The sequence below is a fragment of the Neobacillus sp. SAB-20_R2A genome, from assembly GCF_049568635.1.
Classification (GTDB): domain Bacteria; phylum Bacillota; class Bacilli; order Bacillales; family Cytobacillaceae; genus Neobacillus; species Neobacillus citreus.
In genome coordinates, this window is record NZ_CP145895.1 from 2,649,004 (window position 1) to 2,669,845 (window position 20,842).

The 20,842-nt window shown below is 41.7% G+C and carries 17 protein-coding genes; 10 read left to right on the forward strand and 7 right to left on the reverse strand.

Annotated features, from left to right (window positions below; genetic code table 11):
- Nucleotides 1-11 precede the first annotated feature (11 nt).
- Together treC and treP are read right to left on the reverse strand one after the other, a co-directional pair.
- Nucleotides 12-1,679, reverse strand: a complete 1,668-nt coding sequence (gene treC / locus V5M37_RS12960) for an alpha,alpha-phosphotrehalase (RefSeq protein ID WP_423802289.1) — start codon at nucleotides 1,677-1,679, stop codon at nucleotides 12-14.
- 65 nt (nucleotides 1,680-1,744) lie between these two features.
- The gene (treP, locus tag V5M37_RS12965; protein WP_213140132.1) at nucleotides 1,745-3,169 is read right to left on the reverse strand and encodes a PTS system trehalose-specific EIIBC component; all 1,425 of its coding nucleotides are present in this window, start codon (nucleotides 3,167-3,169) and stop codon (nucleotides 1,745-1,747) included.
- Between the two features lie 462 nt (nucleotides 3,170-3,631).
- Between treP and V5M37_RS12970 the strand changes: the two genes are divergently transcribed.
- Entirely contained in the window at nucleotides 3,632-4,183 is a 552-nt protein-coding gene (locus V5M37_RS12970) for a GNAT family N-acetyltransferase (protein ID WP_423802290.1), read from the forward strand.
- Between the two features lie 59 nt (nucleotides 4,184-4,242).
- Here the strand turns inward: V5M37_RS12970 and V5M37_RS12975 are convergent, their stop codons facing one another.
- Nucleotides 4,243-4,635: a thiol-disulfide oxidoreductase DCC family protein gene (locus V5M37_RS12975; protein WP_423802291.1), complete on the reverse strand. Its 393-nt coding sequence runs from the start codon at nucleotides 4,633-4,635 to the stop codon at nucleotides 4,243-4,245.
- Between the two features lie 160 nt (nucleotides 4,636-4,795).
- Here V5M37_RS12975 and V5M37_RS12980 point away from each other — a divergent pair, with 160 nt between their 5' ends.
- Nucleotides 4,796-5,869: an NAD(P)H-dependent flavin oxidoreductase gene (locus tag V5M37_RS12980; RefSeq protein WP_423802292.1), complete on the forward strand. Its 1,074-nt coding sequence runs from the start codon at nucleotides 4,796-4,798 to the stop codon at nucleotides 5,867-5,869.
- 175 nt (nucleotides 5,870-6,044) lie between these two features.
- Here the strand turns inward: V5M37_RS12980 and V5M37_RS12985 are convergent, their stop codons facing one another.
- From V5M37_RS12985 to V5M37_RS13000, 4 genes are all read right to left on the reverse strand, one after another.
- Nucleotides 6,045-6,713, reverse strand: coding sequence for a DUF2642 domain-containing protein (locus V5M37_RS12985; RefSeq protein WP_423802293.1), 669 nt, complete (start codon nucleotides 6,711-6,713; stop codon nucleotides 6,045-6,047).
- A gap of 185 nt (nucleotides 6,714-6,898) precedes the next feature.
- On the reverse strand, nucleotides 6,899-8,242 hold the full coding sequence (locus tag V5M37_RS12990) for a hypothetical protein (protein WP_423802294.1): 1,344 nt from the start codon (nucleotides 8,240-8,242) through the stop codon (nucleotides 6,899-6,901).
- 56 nt (nucleotides 8,243-8,298) lie between these two features.
- Entirely contained in the window at nucleotides 8,299-8,826 is a 528-nt protein-coding gene (locus tag V5M37_RS12995; RefSeq protein WP_423802295.1) for a hypothetical protein, read from the reverse strand.
- A gap of 151 nt (nucleotides 8,827-8,977) precedes the next feature.
- On the reverse strand, nucleotides 8,978-10,048 hold the full coding sequence (locus tag V5M37_RS13000; RefSeq protein WP_423802296.1) for a CotH kinase family protein: 1,071 nt from the start codon (nucleotides 10,046-10,048) through the stop codon (nucleotides 8,978-8,980).
- Between the two features lie 289 nt (nucleotides 10,049-10,337).
- Between V5M37_RS13000 and V5M37_RS13005 the strand changes: the two genes are divergently transcribed.
- The 8 genes from V5M37_RS13005 to V5M37_RS13040 all read left to right on the forward strand — a co-directional run bounded on the left by V5M37_RS13005 (nucleotide 10,338) and on the right by V5M37_RS13040 (nucleotide 20,690).
- A complete protein-coding gene (locus V5M37_RS13005) occupies nucleotides 10,338-10,577 on the forward strand; it encodes a hypothetical protein (RefSeq protein ID WP_423802297.1) in 240 nt (79 codons plus the stop codon).
- Between the two features lie 15 nt (nucleotides 10,578-10,592).
- The gene (locus V5M37_RS13010) at nucleotides 10,593-11,231 is read left to right on the forward strand and encodes a hypothetical protein (RefSeq protein WP_423802298.1); all 639 of its coding nucleotides are present in this window, start codon (nucleotides 10,593-10,595) and stop codon (nucleotides 11,229-11,231) included.
- A 288-nt stretch (nucleotides 11,232-11,519) separates the two neighbouring features.
- Nucleotides 11,520-12,824, forward strand: coding sequence for an arsenic transporter (locus tag V5M37_RS13015; protein WP_423802299.1), 1,305 nt, complete (start codon nucleotides 11,520-11,522; stop codon nucleotides 12,822-12,824).
- Nucleotides 12,825-12,966: 142 nt separating this feature from the next.
- Nucleotides 12,967-14,379, forward strand: coding sequence for an SWIM zinc finger family protein (locus V5M37_RS13020; protein WP_423802300.1), 1,413 nt, complete (start codon nucleotides 12,967-12,969; stop codon nucleotides 14,377-14,379).
- Nucleotides 14,380-14,394: 15 nt separating this feature from the next.
- Nucleotides 14,395-16,188, forward strand: coding sequence for a HEAT repeat domain-containing protein (locus V5M37_RS13025; RefSeq protein WP_423802301.1), 1,794 nt, complete (start codon nucleotides 14,395-14,397; stop codon nucleotides 16,186-16,188).
- The gene (locus tag V5M37_RS13030; protein WP_423802302.1) at nucleotides 16,188-17,273 is read left to right on the forward strand and encodes an AAA family ATPase; all 1,086 of its coding nucleotides are present in this window, start codon (nucleotides 16,188-16,190) and stop codon (nucleotides 17,271-17,273) included. Before V5M37_RS13025 ends, V5M37_RS13030 begins: the two co-directional genes overlap by 1 nt.
- Nucleotides 17,270-19,528, forward strand: coding sequence for a DUF5682 family protein (locus tag V5M37_RS13035; RefSeq protein ID WP_423802303.1), 2,259 nt, complete (start codon nucleotides 17,270-17,272; stop codon nucleotides 19,526-19,528). Before V5M37_RS13030 ends, V5M37_RS13035 begins: the two co-directional genes overlap by 4 nt.
- A 1-nt stretch (nucleotide 19,529) precedes the next feature.
- A complete protein-coding gene (locus V5M37_RS13040) occupies nucleotides 19,530-20,690 on the forward strand; it encodes a VWA domain-containing protein (RefSeq protein WP_423802304.1) in 1,161 nt (386 codons plus the stop codon).
- The last annotated feature ends 152 nt before the right edge of the window (nucleotides 20,691-20,842 follow it).

Genomic DNA, 20,842 nt, shown 5'->3' on the forward strand with positions numbered 1-20,842 from the left:
GACATCACCAATCACTTCTTCATAAGGTAAACGATGGACTCATATGGCCGCAAATGAATTTGGCTCCCGAGTGCGGCTGAATCCTCATAATTAGAGATTAACATTTCACAATGTTCACCATCAAGAAGTAAGTGAGATGGGAGAGTGGCCGTCTTATCTTTTCCGTAAAAATTATTTAGAACAAGCATTTTTTCAACGCCATTGGAACGAACATACGCATAAACCTCTTTGTCATCTTCTAAAATTAATTCAAAGTCTCCGTCCATTATGATATCGTGACTTTTTCTAAGCTGAATAAGTTTTTGATAATAATAGAAGATAGAATCGGGATCTTGCATGGCATTTTCGGCATTGATATCAAAGAAATTTTCCGCTGTATTAATCCATGGAGTACCTGCCGTAAACCCAGCATTGCGGCTGGAATCCCATTGTACCGGTGTTCTTGAGTTATCCCGTGACTTTTGCTTCAAGATAGCAAGGATTTCTTTTTCACTCATTCCCTCGTTTTTCTTGATTTCGAAAATATTCAAGGATTCTACATCACGGTAGTCCTCAATGGAATTAAAGTTCGGATTAGTCATTCCGAATTCTTCCCCCTGGTAAATATAAGGGGTGCCCTGCATCATGTGAATCGCAGTGGCTAGCATTTTCGCGGATTCTTTATGGTATTTCATATCATCCCCAAATCGCGATACCACGCGTGGTTGGTCGTGATTGCACCAGAAAAGGGCATTCCAGCCGCCTCCCTTAATCATTTCTATTTGCCAGTTAGACAGAATCTTTTTAAGGGCCTCGAAATCGAAATCCGCCTTCGTCCACTTATCGCCATTCAGGTAATCAACCTTCAGATGATGGAAGCTAAACACCATATTTAATTCTTCCCGTTCGGGTTTTGTGTAATCGATGCAATGATCAATAGAGGTAGACGACATTTCACCGACCGTTATTAAATCATAATTTGAAAAAACCTTTTCGTTCATCTCGTGCAGAAACTCATGGATTCTTGGACCATCAGTGTAAAATTTGCGTCCGTCCGTTTCATCCTGCGGGAACTGCTGGTTTTTTGAGATGAGATTGATAACGTCAAGACGGAAGCCGTCGACTCCTTTTTTAAGCCAAAAATGCATCATTTCATATAAGGCTTCGCGGACCTTTTCGTTTTCCCAATTGAGGTCCGCTTGGGTCACATCGAAAAGATGAAGGTAATATTGGCCAGTCGTTTCGTCATACGCCCAAGCCGAACCGCCAAATTTAGACTGCCAGTTGTTTGGCGGTGCTCCGTTTACACCATCCTTCCAAATGTAGAAGTCACGGTATGGGTTATCTTTTGAAGATTTTGACTGCTTAAACCATTCATGTTCTGTTGAGGTATGATTGATGACAATATCCATCATGATCTTTAAACCGCGCTTATGGGCTTCATTCAGCAACCGATCAAAATCTTCCATTGTGCCATATTCGGGATATATGCTGTAATAATCGCTAATGTCATACCCATTATCTCGCTGTGGCGATTGATATATAGGGGTGAGCCATAGTACATCGACACCTAATTTTTTCAGATAGTCGAGTTTTTCAATGATGCCTTGAAGATCTCCGGTACCATTACCGGTTGTATCCTTAAAGCTTTTTGGATAAATTTGATAAACGACTGCATTTTTCCACCAAGCTGTTGACATTTTTTGCACCTGCCTAATGTATTTAATGTGAAAAGGAGGGAGCTGTTCTCCCTCCTTGATTGGATTTATTTTTTCAAAGAAAATTTGTTCATTCCCGTTTTTGCAAAGATGGTTGTTAACAGGAATGGAACAACAACGGCAATGACCATGCAGACAGCAAACATCGCCATATGTTTTGCTTGAATCGATAAGATGCCAGGAAGACCGCCGACACCAATTGAGTTTGCCATCACGCCGCTGGCTACGGAGACAACGCCTGCTACCATGGAACCAATCATTGCTGCTAAGAATGGGAAACCATATTTCAGATTAATACCAAACATTGCCGGCTCCGTCACCCCAAGGTAACATGAAATGGTCGCCGGGATTGAAACTTGCTTTTCCTCTTCGTTTTTACGGTTGATGAAAATCATCGCAAGAACGGCTGAACCTTGAGCGATATTGGATAAAGCAATCATTGGCCATAGGTTTGTACCGCCAAGCTCACTCATCAATTGAAGGTCAATTGCGTTTGTCATATGGTGTAAGCCTGTAATGACTAGTGGAGCATAAGCAAATCCAAAGATTGCTGCAAACAACCAGCCAAAGGAAGAAGTTAAGCTTGAATAAACCACATGAGAAATGCCTGAACCAATTTGCCAGCCGATCGGCCCTAAAATTGTGTGAGCAATTAATACAGTCGGAACCAGTGCAAAAAATGGCACAACAATCATCGAGATTGAATTGGGCACTACTTTACGCAGTCTTGTTTCAAGGAAGCCTAACGTTAAGCCAGCTAGAATCGCAGGGATTACTTGAGCTTGATAACCAATCATCTTAATGTGTGCAAAACCAAAATCCCATGTAGGAATTTCTTTCGCTCCCGCAACGGCATAAGCATTTAGCAATTGCGGTGATACTAAGGTAATTCCGAGAACGATACCAAGAATTTGCGATGCGCCCATTTTCTTGGCTACGGACCAGGTGATGCCGACAGGGAGGAAGTGGAAAATCGCCTCACCAATCAGCCAAAGGAATGAGTGGACACCGGCCCAAAATTGAGAAACTTCTACAATTGTTTTTGTTCCATCATCTAATAGTTTAATGTCGCCAATAATATTTCGGAATCCAAGGATTAAACCGCCGACAACAAGGGCTGGAATTAATGGTGTGAAGATTTCAGCTAAATGCCCCATCATTCGCTGAAGCCAGTTTTGATTTTTCTTCGCTGCAATTTTTGCTTCTTCTTTTGAAGCGCCTTCAACACCTGCAATTTTTTCGAATTCATTATAAAAGCTAGAAACTTCATTTCCAATAATGACTTGGAATTGGCCAGCTTGGGTAAATGTACCTTTAACAAGTCCGATTGATTCAATACTTTTTACATCGGCTTTCGATGGATCCTTTAAAACAAACCGCATTCTAGTTACACAGTGAGTAACGGCCGCAATGTTTTCTTTACCGCCAATATGTTTGAGTAATTCCTTTGAAGGATCTGTGTATTTACTCATCTGATTTCCCCCTAACGAATGGATATTTCCCATTTGTTTCCTATATTTTTATCAAACCCTTAATTTTATACAGATTTTGTATGCGTTTACTAGTTGGTTTCGATTACCTGTATATACAAGTTTTGATTACGTTTTCATTATGACTTGTATATACAGGTTTGTCAACAATGAAATTTTATTGGAAAAGTTCAGTAAGTGATGGGGTTTTTTGGTAAAAAAGTATAGTGCTTTCCTGAATTTTTAAAATACTTTTAGTCTTTAACACTTTAAACTATTGAATGAATTTTTAGAAAATGTTACACTATAGATGTTTAAATTCTTCTGAGTTTAGACCTCCTAATTTGAGACTTAGTTGTGACCGCTAGGTTCTCGCTTTGGCCCTTGACTTTGTTCAAGGGTCTTTTTTTTAATGGAATTTTATGTGTATGATGATAGAAAGTACTTTATGGAGGTTGTCCATTATTGGAATTTAAAACAATTGACTACTTTGATGAGGCTATATGGGGCAAGGTTTTTCCCATTTATGAAGAGGCTTTTCTTGGTAAGGGAGCAAAGCCGGAGAAGATTATCCGAAACATGTTCAGGAAGAAGCTTTGTTTTTTGCATGTGGGATTTTTGGATAATCAGGCAGCGGCAATGGCAATCAGCGGAAAACTTGCTAGAATATCTGCGTTATTAATTGATTACCTCGCTGTACCAGAAGAGTATCAAAACCAGGGAATTGGTAAAAACATGGTTACTTATATTAAAGAATGGGCGGCACAGGAAGGCCAATGTGAGAATCTTGTTATAGAGGTTGAATCTGACCAGACCACCGAAAACCTCGCAAGAATTCGCTTTTGGGAAAAATGCGGCTTTATCATAACTGATTACATTCATCATTATATATGGGTACCTGAACCTTATCGGGCCATGTTTATTAAATTGGGGCCTGGCACTGCGCTGCCTGAAAGCGGTGAGGAAATTTTTAAGTATATTGGTGCTTTTCATAAAAAGTCGTTTACCGGTTCTTGAAATCTTTAAAAAGGAAAAAACAGCACATAGAGGGGCTGTTTTGTTTTAGTTTAGCAGCATTAATCTAAAAATCTATTTTTCCATTCCGGTTTTGGAAGCATGCAGCTTTCTGTTTTTCCGAACCACTTATATCGGTTTCTGGCAATTGTTTTATAAAGCCGGTCACGAATGGGGCGGGGGATGACGAACAGAACAGCGAGGAGTCTCCATGCCCCTGAAAGATCTTTACAAACTTTAAGTACTGCCGTTGATTCAAGGTAGATTTTTTCATTTTCTATTAGCACAAAACTGTTCATCTTAGGGGGTAAGGTGAATTTCTTGAGCAGGTTTTGTCCGGCGGCACCTTGCTGGGATGCAAATTTGAATTGGCCTGCGGAATCCCTTTTTATAATAAATTGGACGCTCTTATTGCAAAGATTGCAGACCCCATCATACAAAATAATTCGTTCCATTTAGACACCCCATTCACACTTTGTTTATATCGATAGCTTACCATAATATTGGAGCAGTTTCTCATTGTTGCTTACCAGAAATATCATGATTTTCCCAATTTATCTTGCAGGATAACGAATTTAATCGTTATAGTTAAGTTAGGTATAGAGGAGGTTGAATATGTGGGAAAATTCTTTAACGAAGTTGCTGAAAGTTAAGTATCCAATTATTCAGGCGCCAATGGCTGGAGGTGTTACAACTTCGGAATTAGTTGCCGCTGTTTCCAAAAGCGGTGGGCTCGGAATGATTGGCGCTGGTTATTTAAGTCCAAGTCAATTGAGGCAGCAAATTCATGAAATTCGTGAGTTAACTTCAAGTAATTTCGGTGTGAATTTATTTGTTCCAAGTACTTATCATCTCGATGAGGATAAGATTAACAATGCCAAATCCGTTTTAATACCTCTGCAGGAGGAATTGGGAATAGAGGGTAATCCAAGTCTCCCTAGTTTCGAAGAAGACCTAAAGAAGTTTCATGAACAGGTGGATATCATTATCGAAGAAAAAATCCCAGTGTGTTCCTTTACCTTTGGGCTGCCGTCAGCTGAAATCACGGCCAAACTTAAACAGAATTCCATTATCCTGATTGGAACGGCCACTACAGTACAGGAAACAAAATTGAATCAAGAAGCAGGGATGGATGCGGTTGTGGTCCAAGGGATGGAAGCGGGCGGACACCGCGGAACGTTTTTAGGCGGGGACCAACAAAGTTTAATCGGTTTGATGTCCCTCCTTCCACAAGCAACTGACAGTGTTCGTATTCCGATTATCGCGGCAGGCGGGATCATGGACGGGCGTGGAGTTATGGCGGCTAAATGTTTGGGCGCCTTAGCAGTGCAAATGGGGACAGCCTTCTTGGTATGTGAAGAAAGCGGAGCCAATAAACTGCATAAGCAGGCAATTTTAGAAGCGGAGGAGGACCAAACTGTTTTGACCAAAGCCTTTTCCGGTAAAATGGCAAGGGGGATTAACAATCGGTTTATCGAAAAACATGAACAAATGGAGGAGCATCTACCAGACTATCCAGTGCAGAACGAACTGACAAAGGCAATTAGAAAAGCCACGGCTGCCAAAGGAAACCACGAATATATGTCACTCTGGTCCGGACAAAGTCCAAGGCTGGCTAGAAACATAACCGTGAGCAAATTAATCGGCAGTATAACATCAGAGGCTGAAAACCTTCAAACAAAGTTATAGCTTTGAAAAAAGGCCTACCAAAAAAACAACAAGGCTGAATCAGAAACAATAAGAATCTGATTCAGCCTTTCTTATGAGTAAATTGTCCACGGGCGGTGCCTGATATCACTTAGACACCACTTTATTTTGTGCCTAGAGCTTGTTTACTTTGCGGGCAGATGGGCACAGATAGTTGCTACGTCATGTGGAGGGTTTTGATGTGATGGAGGTTGAGGTAGACTGGGTCTTCTTTGGCTGATATTAATTCGACGAAGTTGTTTTTTATGTTTTGGATTTTGCCAATGACATTTTCGTTTTCTCCAATGTTGAAGACAACCAGTTCTCCTTTTAGTTTTTCTACTTGGATTTCGAATGATCGAGCAAAGGTGATATTACTTGGATTAACGGGTAAATTGGAGTTGCTTAGGCCATAAGGTCTTTTATTGTTTGTGTAAGGTATAAGCCATTTTAAATGATTTAAGGAGATAAACATGGTTTTGTAAATAGGTGAGTAAAACACAAAATAATTGTTCATGATGCTGATAATGTAGCCATGCAGTGCTTGTTTACTTGTAACATAGATTTCTGTAAAAATACCCTTCGCGGATGTAAGGATTTTTCTTAAAGAGATATCTTCATTATGATTATAGATGGGGGTCGGTTCATTACTGATTGTTATTTCCTCAATTTCATCCTGTTTGAGATACTGCCAGTTTTGTATATGAATAGTAGGGATGTAAAGATAATCAGTCCCGTTAAACAATACACACAAATCACCGCCAACATCAATCAGCATACCGCTTAAAAGCTTCTTGCCGGCAATTTCAATTTTTATATATTTTCCAATTGCTTCTTTAAAATTCATTTCACACACTCCTTTCCAAAGAGTGACGTTTACAAAAAGAGAGGGGCTTTCAACATTCCCTTATAATAAAAATTGGATGAACATAATGGACCCCAGCTCACTTTTGTAAAAGGGGATTAGGGTGGACAATAAAAATGGTTGGTTGATTACTTGATATTATCATAAATAATTAACAGCTTTTTTTATTAATAAACTCTGAATCTTTTTATTTTTGCAGGTTCAGCAAATGAGTATGAGTTCTTGCTGGAGCCAGATGCCATTTCGGCAAATGGTAAAGATTTCACCATCGATCCTGACACGCTTTCACCTTCGAATGGGGAAGGATTTACATTTGAACCACCTGCACCTTCACCAGCAAAACGGGAGGATTTCTTTTCCTGCTCGAAGGCATTCCATATAAATCTCTTTTCTTTTTGGCCTTTTTCAAATTTTGTGGTAGCAGATGGGGATTGTGCGGTTTCTGCTGCTATTTTATCTTTTGATTTGGCTGGAGCGGTTCCCGTTGTTTTCATTTCTTTCTTATTTGGTGATACAGCATCCGATCTTGTTTTTTCCTTTGTTTTAGCAGCAGTAGTATCCGACTTCGCCACTTGTTTTGACTTTTGCTCATTTTTTTCTTTCGCTGTTCCTTTTTGTGAAACAACCTGTTTTGTTCTCTCTTGATTTTTAGTTTTATTATCATTTTGATTATCGCTGTTCTTTTTTACTACAGCCTTAAGCAATACTGGAGCTGTTTTTTCCTTCTGTTTTGATTCCTCATTTCCAGAGCTGGAGTGGCTTTCTTCCTCCTGTTTTGATTCCTCATTTCCAGAGCTGGAATGGCTTTCTTCCTCTTCAATAGATGCCACTGGGGTTTCCAATTTAAATGGCTTAGACCAGCCTGTATGCTCTTGTGCCGCCGCCTGATGCTTATCATCATTTTCCTTGATTTCCGCTTTTATATTCTTTTCGGAGTGTGAATCCGATTTTGCCGCTTCAGCATTTTTTTCCGTTTTTTGGTTACTATTATCCTTTTTAGCAGCTGCTTTTTCCTTCGATTGTTCTTGTTTGTTTTCTGTCTTGTTTTGTCCTTCTGCTGCTTCCTTTTTTTCCTTGGCTTTTGTTTCTTCTTTTATAAACCCTTTGAGTATATTGGAAACATAGTCTAATTTTAATAAAATTCGTTCTTCACCATTAATCAAAGTAACAAAATCTGAATCTACTTCACTAAGCACGCCGCTAAATCTTTGCTTATGGATACTTAGAATGGTGACCCAGGTGTGTTGAAATGAATTTAATAAAGCAATCAAGCTTTGTGTTTTTTGAAATGGTGTCTTGGAATTTAGAACTTTAAAGTCTTTTGTATTCTTCGTAATGGCCTGAATTTTATCAATTCGGTAGTAAAAGATAAATTTTTGGTCGGTTTCTAAGACAACATGGTCTTCTTCAACGCCAAGCAATTTACCTTTATAAACTTCCTCGCCAACAAATAGATTCACATAGTAGCCTTTTAGCAAATCTAATGCAGCAGTAAATTTCTCTAATCCCATTATTCAGCCTCCTAAAGAGATTATGGGTCGCTCCTCAAAGGAGAAGCGACTCATTTTTAATCGTTACTTTCCTCTCTTGAACCCTCATCATCCTCATTATCTTCATCATGGTCATTATCATCATTGCTCTTGTTGCTTTTACCGCCGCCGGATTTACCCTCAATCACTAAACCATAACTAATGTTTCGGATATGCTTCATAGAAAAACGTACAACTTCTTCTTTCACAATTAATGAAGCAATATCCTTATTAACATCATTTAGTACACCTTCTAATGCTTCAGTTCCTCCACGGTTAATACGTATCCATTGATATCGAATACTTTCTAATAGTTTGACAAAGTTTTCGCCAGTTTTGTATTCGAAGTCCTTTGGAATATTCACACCGAGTTTCAAAAGATCCCTTGAACTTTCAGTCACACTTCTAATATGATTGGTTTTGTAATAAACCACGCCGTCTCTTTCAGTTAAAAGAACAAAATAATCTTCAAAAACGGCCAATACTTTTCCCATCCTGGATTCAGGGCCACCCCGATCGACACGAATCGTTTTGCCCACATATTGCATCATCGACTCTTTATTCATAACCCATAGTTTCCTCCTTATATTTAGATAAACATTTACACTGCATCTATATGTATCATGGGATGATGTTGTACTAATAAAGTAGCCTTTTTTTAACTAGTACCTGAAAAATAGGCAAAAAAAATATGGTCATAAACCATATACTTAAGGCCTAAATTAAAATAGAAAGTTCGCTGCTAAGATAGGCATTTCTATTTCGAATAAACTCAAAAAAGACATTTTTTTCCTCGTCCAGTGTTTCCTCATCCAATTCAATATAAGGATCTAGGCTGATGTAGGGTTTTATTTTTTCCAATAGCTCATTGATAATCGGTGCTTGAACCTCTACGGTAAAATCATTATCTAAAATAGAGGATAGAATTTCTTTATATTTCCATTTAAATTCCGGGAAGTGTAGAATTCGCCCAGTTAAAGTGTTATATCCTGTAACGGGGACGTAATCATAATCAAGGAGCCGGCCATGAAGGTTTCTTCCCCAGGTACCGTCATAGTCCCAAGGGCTGATTTCGTATAAATTTGTTTCCCCATTTTTGTAGAGTGCATAATTATGGATAAATCCATCGTAGTTTTGTGTACAGACCACGCCACAAAGCCATCTTAAATATTTGTCTACATCCAATATATTGACGATTTCTCTTTTAAAATCCTCATTTTTTAGCACATTTATCATCGCAATGAAGCTCCGTAAATGTTCCATATCTTCTTTATTGCCATATTTTAGCGTATACCCCTGGTCGAGCCTCTTTTTTGGTTCATTTTTTTTCGTTATTAAGGAGAAGTTCGCTCGATTATTGGTTGCGTAAATAATGGCACCATCCGGTAAATTTCTTTTTTCCAGGAGGTATTGGTCTAATGATTCTATTTCTAAGTAAATACCTTTACAATATCCGTTAACGTATAAAAGTATATGGCGTGAGTGAGGAGATATAACGCCGATCCGATCAAAAAAATCTAGTGATAGTTTGTTCCTGCACAAGGATATATCTGAGAACTCGGCATTGAGATGAAGTTCATGGGCGCCATTCTTTGTAAATGGCTTTTCAAATACAATCCGGTAGGATCTCTTTTTCTTATCTCTAATTACATTGCCGCGGTACGAAAGGCTGATTTTATAGCGATTGTTTCCAATCTTTAACACAGCTGGGACTAAATCGTCATTCCAAATATCATATTCCAATTTTCTTAACCACTTAGGATTTATTAAAATTTCGTATTTTAACACTTTAATACCCCTATACCATATTTTATCTAGATATATGCAATAGATATTGGAGGTGTGTATTTGTTCCTAATGACTTTTAGTTTTGAAAAATATATATCTGTCTATATCAAAACAAACGCCAATTTCATAAATTGAAAGAGAAAATAAATTGTATTGGAAAGTGGTGTATAAATGGTGTTAAATCTGGGCGTTGAAGAATTATTACAACAAGCAGAAGCAAATGGTGTACTTGCATTTATGCATAATAATCCTGCTGGTAAACATAAGAAAGGCAAAGGCGGAAAGAGTCATGGAAGCACCGGCAGTCATGGAAGTACCGGCAGTCATGGAAGCACCGGCAGTCATGGAAGTACCGGCAGTCATGGAAGCACCGGCAGTCATGGAAGTACTGGCAGTCACGGAAGCACTGGCAGTCACGGAAGCACTGGCAGTCATGGAAGCACCGGCAGTCACGGAAGCACTGGCAGCACAGGCTCCAAGGGCAGCGGTAGTTCTGGCAAGTCTGGCAGCAGTGGAAAAGGCCCGTTGAAAAAACATAAGAAGCATGGTCCTGGTCCAAAGAAACATCACAGCAGCGGAGGCACTGGAAGCGGCGGCAGTACGGGCAGCAGCGGTAGCACTGGATCACATGGCAGCAGTGGCAGTACTGGATCGCATGGTAGTACCGGCAGCAGCGGCAGTACTGGATCACATGGCAGTAAGGGCAGCAGTGGAAGCACTGGATCACATGGCAGTAAGGGCAGCGGTGGAAGCACCGGATCACATGGCAGCGGTGGAAGCACCGGCAGTCACGGAAGTAGCGGAGGATCAAGTGGGGGTCGAGGCCCTGGTGATCATAAAAAACATAAAAAACATAAAAAACCTGGCCCTGGTCCGAAAAAGCATGGCAGCCACGGAAGTTCAGGAAGTGGCGGAAGCCATGGCAGTTCAGGAAGCGGCGGCAGCACCGGCAGTCATGGCAGTTCAGGAAGCCACGGCAGCAGCGGCAGTCATGGTAGTTCAGGAAGCCACGGCAGCAGCTGCAGTCATGGCAGTTCAGGAAGCCACGGCAGCAGCGGCAGTCATGGCAGTTCAGGAAGCCACGGCAGCAGCGGAAGCCATGGCAGCAAAGGGAAAAAGGGCGGCAAGGGTAAAAAGAAATAATAACTCTGTTAAAAATGTATTTTATGAAAATATGAAATAACATCCGGTACTTTTAGCCATAGTACCGGATTTTTGTTTTTTTCTTCTGTAACCAAAGCAGGCAGGTGCCTACATAATGAAAGGAAAAATTATTTAGTCTTTTGCTGATTTATGTGAGACCGAGATACTCGTTTAGGTCAAGCAGTCAAGGACAGGCGTAAAATAAACCATAGGACGAGGGGTGGGATAAACAATATCAAGTCAATAACACAATTGGTAAGGATGTGAAATTATTACGATTTATAACCAATCGACGGTTATCATTACCATACTAGCTTTTTTATTTACTATGATAATGATATTTATCCGTCCAAAAAATATAAATGAAGCCATTCCTGCTTCCATTGGAGCAGTGATCGTTTTTTTAAGCGGAAGTGTTTCTACGGCCGATCTAATAGATATTAGTTCAAAAGTAACGGGAGCAGCCATCACCATCATAGCCACAATCGTTATGGCGATTGTTTTGGAAAGCATCGGATTTTTCAGCTGGACAGCAGCTTTAATGTTAAAAGTTTCAAAGGGTTCTGGTGTACGTCTATACTGGTATACATTACTGCTTTGCTTTTTAATGACACTTTTTTTCAATAATGACGGCAGCATTTTGATTACTACACCCATTTTAATCTTAACACTCAAGAATTTAGGCTTAAAAGTGAGGCAAATGATTCCATACCTTTTGAGTGGCGCCCTCATTGCGACGGCCTCAAGTGCGCCAATCGGGGTCAGCAATATCGTAAATCTAATTGCCTTAAAGATTATCGGGATGGACCTTTATATGCAGACGGAAATGATGTTTGTGCCAGGTGTTCTTGGATTAGTGTTTCTATCCTTCCTGCTCTATATGATTTTCAAGAAGGAAATTCCTCAACAAATTTCCCCACATTCCTACTCCATTCCACTGCAAAAAAATCGACTCTATCACCCGTTGCAAAAAAATAGCGATGTTTTGTTTAATGAAAAAAAGAAATTGATGATTAATATGCTCATCTTCGTATTCATAGTACGAATCAGTTTATTTATTGCTTCATATCTTGGCATTGCTGTATCATTAGTGGCTGTCTTAGGCTCCATTATCCTGTTAATCTGGAGATGGGTGTATTTAAAAATTAACCCAAAAGATGTTATTGGTAAAATTCCATGGCATATCTTAATATTTGCATTCGGCATGTATGTTATCATTTACGGATTACACAATATTGGACTGACCAATTTGTTGCTGGTGCATCTAAAATCGATCGTAAATGACAGCCTGTTCCATGCCAGCTTGACGATGGGTGTGATTACATCAGTGCTCTCGAATATTTTTAACAATCACCCGGCTTTGATGATTTCTACATTGGCATTAACAGAAATGGGCTTGGACCCATTAATCATGAAAACTGTTTATCTTGCCAATATTATTGGCAGTGATATCGGGTCGCTCATTCTGCCGATTGGAACGCTGGCAACCCTTATTTGGATGCACATTCTTAAAAACAATAAAATTCAAATTCCTTGGATGGAGTATATAAAGGTAACAATTCTCGTTATTCCGCCGACATTAATTTTTACCTTAATCAGCTTATACCTATGGCTGTTGCTAGTTTTTGTATAAATCCATAAGCTTAACAGGTACATGCCTAGTGCATGTACTTTTTTGTGCATTTTTTACCACATATTGTAAAGGTGTAGTTCAAACAACCTCTTTCGATAAGGTATAATGAATCTATAATTATAGGTTTGTGAGGGAGTAGGATATGCTGACATTTACAGAAGAGTATGTAGATTCTTTGGCGCCGAATGCTTCAGCTGTAAAAAATGGCTGGGGATTAGTGAAGAAAAATCAATTCGTTGTCCTTCAAAAAAGTGAAGACGGAAGCGTTTTGTTTGGCGAATGTATCGGAAGCGGGAAAAACAATTATCTAACCTCGGTCGATTTTTTTGGGGAAACACCCACTGCCCGCTGTACCTGTCCTAGTAGGCAATTCCCCTGTAAGCATTCGCTTGGGCTGCTGTATAGTTTTTTAAACGGGGCTAATTTTACGACAGCACCGATTCCGGAAGATATCATTGCCAAACGGGCAAAAGCAGCTGTCCGTAGGGAGAAAAAGAAGGAGCAGCCAACAAACACCCACAAGGTAAACAAGTCTGCTTTAACGAAGAAACTAAAGGCGCAGCTAGAAGGACTAGATGTATTGGACCGCCAGTTGCAGCAGATTGTTCGAGCTGGATTTGCCTCGATTGATGTCAAAAAACTGAAAGGGCTTGAGGAAACGGCCAAGCAGTTAGGAAATTATTATTTAAAAGAATTGCAAAATGAACTGCGGGAATTTCAATTCATTTGGCAGCAGAATCTTTCTGAAGAGGAAATCTTTTCACTAGCTTTTGAAAAAGTATTACTTCTGTATTCTATAACCAAGAAAGGTAAAGAGCATCTTACCAAGAGGCTTGAGGACCAGGCTCTGGTGCCTGACACCGGGACAAGCATTGAGGAGAAGTTAGGTCATATTTGGCAGCTGGCAGAGCTGCGCGAACAAGGGATGACCAAGACAGATGTCGAATTGGTTCAATTATCCTTCTCGATAATCAAAAGTGATGCCCGCAAGGAATTTATTGATCTGGGTGTATGGCTTGATTTAGCGGATGGACAACTATATTTCTCAAAAAATTACCGCCCTTATCGTGCCGCCAAGCATATTAAAGAAGATGATTCGATTTTTCCTGTTGCCAGCATAAAGGAGTTATTTATTTACCCGGGCGAAGGTAACCGGAGGATACGCTGGGAGGAGTATCAGTTAGGTCCGGCGCCACAAACAAAGAAGATCATTAGCATGGCAAAACAGAATGTAACCGAAGTGCTTAAGCAGGTGCGTGGACAATTAAGGCTTCCGCTTGCGGATAAGTATCCGGTGGCGCTTATTTCTTTTTCCAAAGTCGGCAAAGTTGATGAACAGTGGGTGTTAGATGGAAAGGACGGCACAAGGCTGACACTGACAAATGGAACGCCTGCCGAAATTGATACTCTTAGCATAATAGATTTATTGTCAAATCAGGATTTAGTCGATGGTGCGATGCTCGTCCAATTTTATCATGAACTAGGGACAGGTGCGTTGTCGGCAAAGCCTCTAACGATGATCACGCCAAAACGGATTGTCCGATTATTGGGTTAACGGGGGAGAAACAGTATGAGTCTACCAATCTTGCAGGATTTACACGATGACTTAAAACGATTGATGATTGCCGGGAGCGACCTGGCTGCAGGCGATATGAGTCTAAAGAAAAAAGTACCGGTTCTTATGAAACTTGGAGAAAAATCGGCGGTTTTCGGAAGGCTGGCAATGTTAACAGAATCTTTGACAGATGGCGGGGATTCTTCAAATCAATTGCTGGAGTTAGCTGAACTACTCACATCCGTCATGTATACGATGGGGAAAACAGGGGTTGACGGGGATTTGGTTACTACGGGTACCGTGCACGAATTCCCAACCAATATTGGCTATCAAAAATTAAAACCAATCTTGGAAGCGTTGACAACAAAGGGCTCCAGCCGTTCAGAGGTGATTGAGCAGGCCTACCAGTCAGGCTCTTTAAACGACCTTCGCTTGATTCAGCCGCTTATTTCCGCTTTGGGCGACAGCAATCTCCAGCTGGCTGATTTTATCTCGGAAAAAGTATTGCCAGACTTCGGTATGGCCGTGCTGCCGATGGTTCAATCTACTTTTTCAATCAAAGGGAAAAAAGCTGACGGTAGACGGTTACGGGTTATCAGTGGAATTTTAAAAGAAGAAGGCCTCCCGTTTTATATAGAATGTGTGGAAAAAGGGTCCGAGCAGGTACGAATCGCCGCGCTGGAGATTTTATATCTGTATGATGCTGCGGAGGAACTTTTGCTGGAGTATGCGATGGCGAAAAAGCCGGATACAAGGAGAGCTGCATTTGAGTCATTAGTGAAGCGGGATAGTGCGAAAGCAGTCCAATTTTTGCTGAAGGCATTGGAAGGCCGTGACCATGATACCGTGATTCATCTAGCCAGATTTGGTTCTGATAGATTAAAAGAATCCCTGCTGGGTTATGCCAAGGGATTACTTAATGACTTCCTCGAAACAAAAGAGGAGGAAAAAGTAAAACGGCTTCACGCTGTGCTATTCTGTTTCAGACCTGTTCCAAACCTGGAAACTGGCCAATTTTTACAAGAAATCATTGAAAATCGGGATATTCCGAGCTCCCTTGCAAGAGTTGCTGCTGTTAGTTTACTTAACGAAGGTGGGTTTGAAACGCTTGAATTTGTTGAGAAGGTTCATCAAATTCCCCGCTTGGCCGGGCTTGCTGATTTATCCCTGCAAGCTAGCCTGTACATAAGGTCCAAAGAGGAAGTGTTTGACCATTTCTCAAGATATGCAAAACGGTCGCGCAAAGACCCCGGAGGCAATGCGATTCTTGCTACGATGGACAACTTCATCTACTTTATTCCGGAACTAAGGGGATATGATGAAAGGTTTCTGAAAAACCAATATGCGGGATATGGCGATAAACCTGTTACTGAGCATAGGCTGGTAGGAAAGGAATGGGATGAGCGCTGGGTTGACGTGTTAATGGAGCTTGATGAAGAACAGCTTGTCTTTCGCCTCCCGAAAAGAGTGATGAGTCAAAAGCATCTTCAGTATTTATTGGACAAGCTTGCCATAAATCCTTATTTTTCGAGCAAGAGAGGAACTGGAGTAATGGTTTCGCTTATCCAAATTGGTTATGAAAAGGTGTTTGACGTTTTAATGGATGTGTTGAAAAAAACAGATGTCAATATGAAGTCTGTCCAGTTTCATCATGGCTGGATTATTACCAACTTAGGGATGTTGTGTGCCTTACCGAAAAAATATGCAGAGGAAATTAGAAGAATTGCTGAAAATGAAATAGATAATGATCGAATAAAAAGCAGGTTACAGGAAATTGTCTATTATTTAAACCATAAGGGGGAAATTTGATGGCGGAGTTATTGCGTTTGCCGGCTGAGAAGCTTTATGAGGAGGAATTACTTGAACTAAAAAAGCATGACAGCGGCACTGTTCCGAACGGCTGGAAGCTGTCGCCGAAATCCGTGCTTACCTTTATTGCCGGTGGAAAAGCTGGTGCACTGGAGATCACGCCTAAATACATCGGCAGCCGGCGCCTGATTGAAATGGCTATTGCTTCTTTAATGACTGACAGGGCTCTGTTGTTGATTGGTGAGCCAGGGACAGCCAAATCGATGCTTTCGGAACTGCTTGCGGCAGGAATTCATGCTGATTCCGGGAAAGTTATCCAGGGAACTGCCGGAACGACCGAGGATCAAGTGAAATATTCGTGGAACTACGCGATGCTCCTGGCCAATGGCCCGACCCGGGAAGCGTTGGTGAAGAGCCCCATTTTTCGCGCAATGGAAACGGGAACCATCGCCCGTTTTGAAGAAATATCCCGCTGTGCTTCAGAAGTCCAGGATGCGCTGATTTCGATTCTATCAGAAAAAACAATCAGCATCCCTGAACTAGATGAGGATGTATCGGCAGTAAGAGGATTTTCCGTGATTGGAACTGCTAACACAAGAGACCGGGGAGTCAACGAAATGTCTGCCGCCTTGAAAAGACGTTTTAATATTTTGGTATTGCCGACGCCTTCGGATATGGAAACGGAGGTAAATATTGTCAGGAAACGGGTTGCTGAGCTTTCCGCTCAGCATCAATTACATGCAGATCCGCCGGCCGCGGAACTGATAGAGAGGGTGGTCACCATCTTTCGTGAACTTCGCTCCGGGATGAGTCTTGACCGTAAAGAAAAACTAAAATCACCAAGCGGGGTGATTTCAACAGCAGAAGCGATTTCCTTGCTGACCAACAGCATGGCACTATCCGGAAGCTTTGGCTCTGGTGTGATTACAGAGGAAGACATTGCTGCAGGTCTGCAGGGAACGATTGTAAAGGATGAGGAGAAGGACCAATTGGTTTGGAAAGAATACCTCGAAAATGTCATGAAGAAAAAGGGCTCGGAATGGCGGAAATTGTATCTGGCCTGCAGTGAGCTGAATCAGCGATGAAACCGAATGTTTTTGGTGTCAGGCACCTGTCACCGGCCGCTTCCTATCATCTGGAGACGTTATTGAATGAGATTCAACCGAGCGCAGTATTAATTGAAGGGCCATCTGATCTGACCGGATTAATTGCCGACATTACACGTGTGGAAACAAAACCTCCGATTGCAATGATGGCGTATACGAAGGAGCTGCCGGTCGAAACAATCGTTTATCCGCTGGCAGAATATTCTCCGGAGTACCGGGCGATGATGTGGGCTTCAAGGCATCATGTTCATGTTGAATTTATTGATTTGCCAAGCAGTATGTCGGTTTGCTATCCTCGAAAAAAGCTAATGGCCGATGATATAAGTCAAGTAGATCGGGTGAATATTTATGAAACCATCGCCAAGCTTGCCGGTGAGTCCGATTATGAAACCTTTTGGGAGAGGTCATTTGAACAAATTCGCAGTTTGGAAGACTTTAATTCGGCAATGGAGAGCTTTGCTGTTCAATTACGAAATTTAGAGGAGCAAATAGACAGCGAGGCTGAACTGGAGTACCATCGGGTCAGGGAATCGTATATGAGCCGGCAGATTGAAAGAATAATAGAAGCGGGCCATCGGCCCGATAAAGTGGTCGTTATAACAGGTGCGTTCCATGTTCCGGCACTTTTGGCGGATTCGCTCCCTGAGGTAGATTTTAACACACTGCCAAACAGAGAAATCAGTACCACCTTAATGCCCTATTCCAATTATAAGCTTTCCTCACAATCTGGATATGGCGCCGGGAACCATGCGCCTGCTTATTTTCAAATGTTGTGGGAGTGCCTTAAGCGGAGAGATTGGGAGCGTCTTTCTTCACAATATCTTATAAAAATTGTTTCCGAACTGCGGGCATCGGGAAATCATTGTTCGACCGCCGAGGTGTTGGAGGGGGTCCGGTTGGCCAATGCCTTAGCATCGTTTAGGAACAGCACACCAACGCTAAAGGATTTACGGGATGCTGCAACTGTCTGCATGGGCCGGGGTGATTTTTCAAGAATTGTTGATGCCTGCGTAAAGGTAGAAATCGGAAACGAAATAGGAGAACTTCCTGATGGGGTATCGCAAACCCCAATCCAGGAGGATTTTTTAAGAAGATTAAAAGATTTGAAGCTTGTAAAATATCGGACCAATACTGCTGCAGTCATCCAATTGGATTTGCGTGAGAATCGAAGAGTAAAAAGTCAAGCTGCAGCGTTTTTAGATTTGCATCGCTCGTTTTTTTTCCATCAGTTGCAGGTGCTGGGAATTCAATTTGCACAGCCATTAAATGTTCAACAGGAGCACGCCTCGTGGGCTGAAAATTGGAGTTTGCGGTATAACCCGGAGGTTGAAATTCAGCTTGTCGAATCGACACTGCTCGGGGAAACGCTTGAGCTTGCAGCCGCTTATCGAATAAGGGAAAACCTGAATACCTGCGAGCACGTCGGAGCAGCCGCCCTTCTTGTCCGCATCAGCTATATGTGCGGAATGCTGGAGATGCTTGAGGCAGCAAGAGAGACGGTAATGAGTCTTGCCGTTGATTCGGTTGATTTTGTGGAAAATGCCGAGGCGATTAACGAATTAAGCCGAGTAATTCAATTCGGTGATGTCAGACGATTTGATACAAAAACGCTGATTCCCTTGGTTGAGCGGCTATTTCTACGAGGAACGCTTTTGATTTTGGGGGCAGCGGCATGTGATGATGAACGGGCAAAAGTCATGATGAAAGCCATTCAGGTAATGAATGAGACAGCCCGGGAACTATTTGAGCATGTGGATGAAAAACTTTGGTTCGAGAAACTGACTGAATTGTATTTACGTGACGACCTTAATCCATTGTTATCCGGGTATGCCTGTGGATTGTTGCTGGAGAAAAACATAATAGATTCACTGACGCTGGAGGAGGAGGTTTCCCGAAGGCTTTCGCCCGGGATTCCGGCCGACCTTGGAGCGAGTTGGTTCGAGGGTCTGTGCATGAGCAATAAATACGCGTTGTTGTCGCGGATCTACCTATGGGAGAATATGGATCGTTACATTGCTACCTTGTCTGATGAAGAGTTTCGTCGCGCCCTTGTGTTCCTGCGTCGCTCTTTTACTAACTTCTCCGCATCTGACCGAGGGAAGGTGGCAGAAATTTTAGGTGGAATTTGGGGATTTGACGAGCTTCAAGTAAGTGAGTATTTAAATGAATCGCTTACCGAAGCCGAAGAAACGATTCTCGATGAATTGAACGAATTTGACTTTGGAGACTTTTAAAATGGACATGAAGGAAAAAATGAAACGCTGGCGCTTGGTATTGGGAAATGCTTCAGAATCGCAATTTCAGACAGGTCTTGATGGAGGTTCATTGTTATCGGCGGAAGAGGTGTTGATGGACGAAGCCCTTGCAGCACTTTATGACCAGGGAAAAGGAGCAGGGCTCGGACAGTCTGGGGGATACCACCTATCAAAATGGCTCGGCGACGTTCGGACTTTTTTTCCGGATGATGTTGTTTCGGTGATACAAGCAGACGCTATCGAGAGGAAAGGCTTGTCCCAACTATTATTTGAGCCCGAAACCCTTCGAAATGTGAAGCCAAGTATTGAAATGGTCGCCACATTAATGACGTTAAAAGGAAAAATTCCCGAGCGGACAAAGGATACCGCTCGGGAATTGGTCAGGGCTGTTGTCGAGGAAATTAAGCTTCTTCTTGAAAACGATGTGCAGCGTGCGGTGAAGGGAGCGATCAATCGGCAAAAGCGATCCACTGTGCCAAGCGGGGCAAATTATATTGACTGGAAATATACAATCCAGCGGAATTTGAAGCATTATGATTTGGATCGAAAAATAATTATTCCGGAGCGGTTTTATTTTTTCAACCATAAGCGAAAAAGCAGTCAATGGAATATCATTTTGGATATTGACCAAAGTGGGTCGATGGCCGATTCGGTGATTTACGCTTCAATCATTGGCTCCATTTTTGCGAGTATTCCGGCGCTTAAGACGCATGTGGTTGCTTTTGATACCGAGATTTTGGATTTATCGGAAAGATGCAAGGAAGACCCGGTCGATATGTTATTTGGCATCCAGCTTGGCGGGGGTACGGACATCAATAAATCGCTTGCCTATTGTGAGCAATTTATTAGTGATCCTGGAAAAACCATCTTTATATTGATATCGGATTTGTATGAGGGTGGTAATCAGGCGGGGATGCTGCGCCGAATGAAGGAGATGCGCGAATCAGGTGTAAAGGTGATTGCGTTATTGGCACTTTCTGATAAGGGTGTTCCTAGTTATGATGAGAGCAATGCTAGGAGATTGGCTGCGATGGGGATTCCTTGTTTCGGGTGTACTCCGGAGCTCCTGCCGGAACTGCTGGAGGACGCGTTGATGGGGAAGGATTTGAGCGGGTGGACAGGGAAGAATAAGCAGGTTTAAGTTGGGTATAAGCAGTACCGGAGGTAGGTTTTTGGGCTGGTGCTGCTTTTTGTCTTTTTTGCAAGTGACCAAAGTAAGATGCTGTACATACATCGCTCCCTGCGTCGTTGCATACAATTTTATGATAATGAATTTTTATGCCATAAATACAA

Excerpts from the sequence above, each read along its gene's own strand:
- V5M37_RS13035 (WP_423802303.1), top strand. The coding sequence starts at position 17,270 with ATGAAACCGAATGTTTTTGGTGTCAGGCACCTGTCACCGGCCGCTTCC.
- V5M37_RS12995 (WP_423802295.1), bottom strand. The coding sequence starts at position 8,826 with ATGAATAAAGAGTCGATGATGCAATATGTGGGCAAAACGATTCGTGTC.
- V5M37_RS13030 (WP_423802302.1), top strand. The coding sequence starts at position 16,188 with ATGGCGGAGTTATTGCGTTTGCCGGCTGAGAAGCTTTATGAGGAGGAA.
- treP (WP_213140132.1), bottom strand. The coding sequence starts at position 3,169 with ATGAGTAAATACACAGATCCTTCAAAGGAATTACTCAAACATATTGGC.
- V5M37_RS13020 (WP_423802300.1), top strand. The coding sequence starts at position 12,967 with ATGCTGACATTTACAGAAGAGTATGTAGATTCTTTGGCGCCGAATGCT.
- V5M37_RS13005 (WP_423802297.1), top strand. The coding sequence starts at position 10,338 with ATGGAAGCACCGGCAGTCATGGAAGTACCGGCAGTCATGGAAGCACCG.
- V5M37_RS13010 (WP_423802298.1), top strand. The coding sequence starts at position 10,593 with ATGGTCCTGGTCCAAAGAAACATCACAGCAGCGGAGGCACTGGAAGCG.
- treC (WP_423802289.1), bottom strand. The coding sequence starts at position 1,679 with ATGTCAACAGCTTGGTGGAAAAATGCAGTCGTTTATCAAATTTATCCA.
- V5M37_RS12980 (WP_423802292.1), top strand. The coding sequence starts at position 4,796 with ATGTGGGAAAATTCTTTAACGAAGTTGCTGAAAGTTAAGTATCCAATT.
- V5M37_RS13040 (WP_423802304.1), top strand. The coding sequence starts at position 19,530 with ATGGACATGAAGGAAAAAATGAAACGCTGGCGCTTGGTATTGGGAAAT.
- V5M37_RS12985 (WP_423802293.1), bottom strand. The coding sequence starts at position 6,713 with ATGAATTTTAAAGAAGCAATTGGAAAATATATAAAAATTGAAATTGCC.
- V5M37_RS12975 (WP_423802291.1), bottom strand. The coding sequence starts at position 4,635 with ATGGAACGAATTATTTTGTATGATGGGGTCTGCAATCTTTGCAATAAG.
- V5M37_RS13015 (WP_423802299.1), top strand. The coding sequence starts at position 11,520 with ATGATAATGATATTTATCCGTCCAAAAAATATAAATGAAGCCATTCCT.
- V5M37_RS13025 (WP_423802301.1), top strand. The coding sequence starts at position 14,395 with ATGAGTCTACCAATCTTGCAGGATTTACACGATGACTTAAAACGATTG.
- V5M37_RS12990 (WP_423802294.1), bottom strand. The coding sequence starts at position 8,242 with ATGGGATTAGAGAAATTTACTGCTGCATTAGATTTGCTAAAAGGCTAC.